Annotated in this window: 3 protein-coding genes, 1 pseudogene and 1 other annotated feature; of the genes and pseudogenes, 3 read left to right on the top strand and 1 reads right to left on the bottom strand. The window is 40.8% G+C overall.

Annotated elements, in window-relative coordinates; translation table 11 throughout:
* Positions 1 to 50: 50 nt before the first annotated feature.
* Positions 51 to 1270, top strand: a protein-coding gene (locus L652_RS0118620; protein WP_223230517.1) for an IS3 family transposase whose coding sequence is annotated in 2 segments (ribosomal slippage) — positions 51 to 339 and positions 339 to 1270 — 1221 coding nt in all. Because the reading frame shifts where the segments join, the coding sequence is not laid out codon by codon here.
* Positions 329 to 445 (top strand) — a sequence feature (AL1L pseudoknot). Its footprint overlaps the gene before it by 117 nt.
* Positions 1271 to 1308: 38 nt before the next feature.
* On the opposite strand, the pseudogene L652_RS01000000124120 reads toward L652_RS0118620, so the two are convergent.
* Positions 1309 to 4159 (bottom strand): annotated as a pseudogene (locus tag L652_RS01000000124120) (DUF3427 domain-containing protein); the annotation flags it as partial.
* 685 nt (positions 4160 to 4844) lie between these two features.
* On the opposite strand from L652_RS01000000124120, the gene L652_RS0118630 reads away from it, so the two are divergent.
* Both L652_RS0118630 and L652_RS0118635 read left to right on the top strand, forming a co-directional pair.
* The gene (locus tag L652_RS0118630) at positions 4845 to 5330 is read left to right on the top strand and encodes a hypothetical protein (RefSeq protein ID WP_024596166.1); all 486 of its coding nucleotides are present in this window, start codon (positions 4845 to 4847) and stop codon (positions 5328 to 5330) included.
* 2 nt (positions 5331 to 5332) lie between these two features.
* Positions 5333 to 6466, top strand: a complete 1134-nt coding sequence (locus L652_RS0118635; RefSeq protein WP_024596165.1) for a DUF1570 domain-containing protein — start codon at positions 5333 to 5335, stop codon at positions 6464 to 6466.
* Positions 6467 to 6683: the final 217 nt, after the last annotated feature.

Raw genomic sequence — 6683 nt, forward strand, 5'->3', positions numbered from 1 at the left:
TGAATCGCCCCGTGTTTGCCAGAGACTCAATAACTTGAGAAACTGGAACTATGAAAAAATCAAATCGCTATACATCAGAATTTCGTGAACGTGCAATTAGGCTTGTTACCACACAACAGCATGAATACCCTTCTCTTTGGGCTGCGCTAGTATCGATTTCAGATAAACTGGGATGTACCCCAGAAACACTTAGAGCATGGGTCAAGAAATCTCAAGCTCAACCGTCTAAACCCTCTTCTAATACGCAATCAACTGAAGAACGCCTTGCCGTCTTAGAGCGCGAGAATAAAGAGCTCAAGCGAACGAATGATATCCTGAGGCAAGCTGCCGCTTTTTTCGCCCAAGCGGAGCTCGACCGCAAACAGAAGTAATAGTGGATTTTATTGATGCTTGCAGAGAGCATTACGGTGTCGAGTCAATTTGCAAGGAATTGCCGATTGCACCATCAACGTATTATTCTCATAAACAGATACAAAGAGAGCCTGAGCGACTGTCTAACCGCAAAAAGCGTGATGCTGAGCTGATAATACTCATTCGCGAAGTGTGGGAGGATAATATGTCAGTTTATGGTGCAAGAAAAATATGGAAGCAGCTACAGCTTGACGACCATCAAGTCGCCCGCTGTACAGTCGAACGATTGATGCGAGTTATGGGAATTCAAGGTGTTCGTCGGGGTAAAGCACATAAGACAACGATACCTGACGAGCAACAAGATAAGCCACTTGATTTAGTTAATCGTCAATTTACTGCTGAGCAGCCAAATCAACTTTGGGTAGCTGACATCACCTATGTTGCCACATGGAGTGGGTTTGTTTATGTCGCTTTCGTGATAGATGTTTTTTCACGATACATTGTAGGTTGGCGTGTATCAACGACAATGCACACAGAGCTTATTCTTGATGCGTTAGAGCAAGCTATTTGGCATCGTGGCAACCCCGAAGGGTTAATTCACCACAGCGACAGAGGCAGCCAATATTTGTCTATACGATACACTGAGCGACTTGCTGAAGCTGGAATTCAAGCGTCTGTAGGCAGTGTGGGTGACTCTTATGACAATGCATTGGCTGAAACAATAAATGGATTATTTAAAACAGAGATTATTCGCAGAAATGGCCCGTGGAAGAATGTTGATGCTGTTGAATACGCAACGTTAGAGTGGGTCAATTGGTTTAATAATCAACGCTTATTATCTTCAATTGGGTATATTTCACCAGCTCAATATGAAACAGACTACTATGATAATTTAAACGAGTCAGGTAAAGTGGCCTGACTTAAACAAACTGGTCTCCGATGAACTCGGGGCGATTCAGTTGGTGAATATGTTTTTTCGCACTTATTAAGTGTTACAAATAACAGCTCTAGATTTTGGTTTTTAAATTCTAAAACACCTTCGCGGGCGGTCGATTTTTTATCAAACGAGTGCGCCCCAAATGCGGCGAGTATTTGCTGGCGAGTGTAGCGGCTGTGTAATTTTATTACATGATTAGGTAAACACACTAAATCACTTTCTTGCTGGTGAATGCGGTTTATTAATAGCGTAATTACTTGAGCAAGTTCGTGCTGTAGCTCTTTGTTTTTAAGTGCTTGTAAGCTTTGTTCAAGGGTTTTAAACCCTAAACTTGTGCCAGTGCTATCCCAAAAGTTGTAATGCGCTATAAGCGCGTACTGTTGGTTTTGTGGTGTTGGCATAAAGCTAAAGTTGTTATTACATAAATCACGTAAAAAGCATAAGTAACTAAGTGAGTCGCAGCCGAGTAATTGAGTGTTTATAGCGCGGTAATACGCAGCGTAAATATCGGCTTNGTTCTACTGGTATTTCATCGCCTTTAAGCCAGTTCCAGCCGCCGAGTTTTTTATCTTTTGGTTTGTATATATCTTCAAGCGTAACTTGCGGGTTTATATGTAAAAAATTGCTTAGCGTTAGCGCGTCATTAGTGTGTTGCGAATAGCTATTTATCAGCTGCTGTAAACGGCGTTTAGAGTTTATAGCTTGCTGAATATTTTTTAGAATTGTTTGTTGCGTGCGTTTTTGTAGCTCTATACGGCAACCCAGCGGTAAATGCGGGAAGTTGTTTTCAATCTCGGTTTTTATCGGTTGATTGCTTTTACCAATGAGTGCGCGAAACTTGCTAGCAAAGTCGTATTCTGGGCGAGCATTACCTACAAAGTCGAGCACGGTACAGCATTGCTTTTGGCTGTTGTCGGGCAGGCGCAAACCACGGCCTAGTTGCTGTAAAAACAGCGTTAGGCTTTCAGTTGGGCGTAAAAATAACAGGGTATCGACCTCTGGGATATCGACACCTTCGTTGAAAATATCAACTACGCAAAGTATTTGTATTTCGCTTTGGCGTAGAGCTTGCTGTTTAGCCGCGCGCTCATTGGTGTTTTTGCTGGTGAGCACATCGGCGTTTATGCCTGCTAGATTAAACTTTTTAGCCATAAATTCTGCGTGTTTTTGGCTTACACAAAACGCGAGTGCTTTAATAGCGTGAACATTGGTTACGATATCAGCAAGGCTCGATATAATTTTGTTAGCGCGGCTGTTCTCCCCTGTATAAAGGTTACTTAACTCGCTTATATCGTAACGGCCGCCTCGCCACGTTATTTGGCTTAGGTCGGTGTCGTCATCTAATCCAAAGTATTGAAACGGGCATAAATGGCGTTGATTTATTGCCTCTGGTAAGCGAATTTCAGCGGCTATTACTCCGCAAAAATCATCAAGTATATTTGCACCATCTTGTCGCTCTGGTGTAGCGGTTAAGCCAAGTAATATTGTGGGCGTAAAGTGGTTTAAAATAGCGCGATAACTTGCAGCGCTTACGTGATGTACTTCGTCTATCACTATGTAGTCGTAGTAATCGTGAGTTAAATTGAGCGATTCAATTTGGCTGTTCAGCGTTTGGATTGATGCAAATAATTGGTTGTAGCGTTGTGGTTTGTAGTTACCTACCCACAGCTCACCAAAGTCGTTATTTTGAAGCACGCCACGGTAAGCGCTTTGCGCTTGTTTTAGTATTTCTTCGCGGTGGGCTATAAACAAAAAGTGTGCGTTTGGGTTTTTATCGTAAACAGTTTTAAAGTCGAACGCCGATATTATGGTTTTACCTGTGCCGGTTGCGGCAACTACTAAGTTTTTAAAACGATTATGTACGCTGCGTTCAGCACTTAGTTTTTCTAAAATAGCGAGCTGATGCGTTTTTGGTGTTATATCAAAATAAAACTGGCTGCTTGCTTGGCCAACACCGCGTTGCTCGTTAAGTGAATTAATGAGCTTTTCTTTACACTCAGCTTTGCCTGTAAATAGCTCGAAGTCTTTTGATTCCCAGTAGGTTTCAAACGTACTTTTGGTTTTAGCTATTATGTGCGGGATTTCTTGTGCGGTAATTTTTAAGTTCCACTCAAGGCCGCTGGTAAGCGCCGAATGCGATAAGTTAGACGAGCCAATATAGCCTGTATGAAAACCCGTATTGCGCATAAATAAGTATGATTTAGCGTGTAGACGTTCTTGCTGATTATTATAACTTAGCTTTACTTCGGTATTTGGTAGGTTTGCTAAAAACTCAACGGCTTTAGCATCCGTTGCGCCCATGTACGAAGTAGTAATTACTTTGAGTTTATTACCGCTTTTAGTAAACGCTTCAAGTTCATTTTTAAAAATGCGCAGCCCCGTCCATTTTATAAATGAGACTAGCCAGTAAATAGTGTCGGACGATTTAATCTCGCGCTTTAGCTCGGTTTCGAGTGATATACCTGCATTAGCACCGCTAAATAACTCACTTTGCGTAAGGCCTGTGAGTGGGAATATATCGCTTGAGTAATCTTTAAGGTTGGCCGCAATAGGGTTTTGGGTATTAAACAGCGCGGTAAGTATTCGGCCTTGGCTGTCGATAAGATTTTCGTTAATTAGCTCGTCATCGCGAATATGATCTTTAAGCCAAAGTACAAGGCTGTTAGCTAGGCTAATTTGTTCTTGTAGGCGCTCATTCGAGTTAGGAATGGCATCGATTGCATGCGTTACAAGTTTACTTAAAAAGCGTGAAAGCCATGTTGCGGCTTCGGCCGTTTCAAGCTGGCGCTCGCCCACATAAAATTGATCACGATTTAAGTTTTGCTCAATTACTTGCGTAATTAACTGCTCGTAAATACCAATTTGCTGCATTAAAACCACTCCCTGTTTGCGAGTGGTTAGTTTACTTAAATGCGGTACAGCTACAAGTATTAATCGACTAAGTTACTAGTAATTAAGTACAAACGTGTGAGTTAAGTATTAGCCAAGAGAGTAATCAAATGATGATGCTAAGAAATTATCCCCTTCAACTTCACCTGCAAACACATAATTAATGAGTAATTACCTCGCATGGATTCGAGGAAAGCGATGCTTGCACATGGATGTGCTTTCATCGCGTTTACGTTCATATTAATTATTTGTTTAAGGATAAGTGAAATTGAGGGGCGCCGTGTGATTCCAAAGAGAGACCGGCGCTTGTCTTTCTTTGGTTGCCATCGCCAACGCGATATTTGTAAATTATTTTAAAAGCTTCGCTTTTCGCGCGAGCAAGCTGAGCGCTTACAGGTGTTTAGGTGAGCTTTGTAGCGTTGATTGGAGTAATGAGCTAGTTACTAAAGAGAAAGCGCGATGTAAAATCGCACCTACGCTTTTGTTGAGTGCGGTGGTTTAATTATTGTAGGTGAGGTTTTATATCTCGCGGGTGCTTTTTAAAAACCAAGACACAAGGTGAACTCCCACCCATAGCTTTAAGTTTGCTTTTTGGATTAGTAATGTTGATGTGTTTTTTCACATTTATAGGTACACTATTTTAAAGTTTTAATTCAGGGAATGAATAATGATTAAATGGATTTTACTGGTATTTATTAGCGTATTTACAACTTTTCCTCAAGCTGGGGAGGCTTACACACAAGCCCAATGCGATAGCATTAAAAAGCAGCGCGAAGCTATTCGCTCTCAATTTAGAAGTGGCTATAGTAATAAAGAAGGTGAGCGTTTAACTGCGCGCGATAAAGCGCTATTTACCTTACTTGCTAATCACTGCAGTAAGCCTAAAAAGAGTGGTAGCGCTTATCAGGCTACTTCTTCTACCCCAACTCGTACGCTTAATAGCAATTGGTTACTCAATCAAAAAGTATCAAACATGTCTTTGCACAGCGATAGCTATAAAGATGCCGCTAAGCTTGATGCTTGGTCAAAATTTTATAAATTGCCTAAACGTTGCCGTAAGAAAGGTATGGAGTCGGCCGACTTTGTATGGTGTAGCGAGTATCGGGGTAAGCAAAAAGAGTTGTTTGAAGCACAGTGGCAAGAGCGCCCATAAAGATGTTTAAAACAAAATTACGCGTGGTGTTTGTATTTTTTGTGCTGCTAATTGCATCGGCGCTCATTGCTAATCATTTTACTGGGCGGGTATTTAATTATCATGATCCTATAGGCGAGGTTAAACGAATTTATAATAGTTTATCGTCGCAGGTAACTACTGAACCGTTAGCGAATAAACAACTCAAAAATGTAAGCACGACAACTTTACAAAATGTATCAGTATCTGCCGATAATCATTTATCGCAAGCTAACAATACGCGCTGCGTGGATGTATCGTTGGGTAAGGTTAAATATAAACGTAATGGCGATATATTTACGTGGACAGACAGTGACGGTGTGCCGCATTTTAGTGATAAAAAACCGGATTTTGCAGTAGCAACTTACGATACTGGTTTTATTGAACCGTTAGATTACTTTGACCTCACTTTAAATACGCCTAATTTACCTTCGTCATTTAACCAAGAGTTACGTATAAAACTTAATACTGTATTTAAAGTATACGGGCAGATTATTGGCGTGCATGCACTTAAAAAGGTAAATCTTAATTTAACGGTATTGCCTACGCGCCTAGCTTATGAGGCCGCAATAAAGCAACGCGGTGGTGACCCTACAAACACTGCGGGTATGTATTTTCACGCGAGTAATTCTGCTTTTATTCATTATGATAATGCACCCAGTGCAATGCGAACTGCGGTACATGAGGCAGTGCACGCCATTAATAAAGCAGTTTTAGGCTATACCTCTAGGTGGTTTAATGAGGGGTTTGCTGAATACTTTGAGCTTACTAAAAATAATATGCAAACAGCTATTGTTGAGCCGAATAGTTCATGGACGAAAAATAACAATATTACTAAAAGTGTATTTTCGATTGATTCGTTAGTGGGTTTGGATGACTCGTGGAAAAAAGGTGATACCAGTAAGCTGTATGCAAGCAGCTGGGCTGCAATTTACTTTTTAATGGATACGCGAGCAGGGCAGGCGTTACTTAAGAATATAATGCTTGCTGAGCAAGAATTTCTCTGTAACAAGCTATCTGAAAAGCAATTAAAAGCGATGATGTATAAGCAATTCCCTAATCTTAATCGTGAATATTCTCAGAGGTTAAAAAAGCCTTTAAAAGCGCATATATTTTAAATAAGGTAAAAATTTAAAAGCTTCGCTTTTCGCGCCAGCAAGCTTCGCGCCTTGTATCTCTCATTGATAAATGATTAGCTATCATTTATCACATCGAAGTCAGTGAGCTTGCCTTCGCGTCTAGTATTTAATACTGCTCCGTAGATAAAGCCCTGACTTTCTATTCTCACAAACTGAATGGTATCCAAGCACGCTTTTATTTAAGTAGATGCTGTAT

It is taken from the genome of Pseudoalteromonas sp. TB25 (genome assembly GCF_000497995.1).
GTDB classification, from domain to species: Bacteria; Pseudomonadota; Gammaproteobacteria; order Enterobacterales; family Alteromonadaceae; genus Pseudoalteromonas; species Pseudoalteromonas distincta.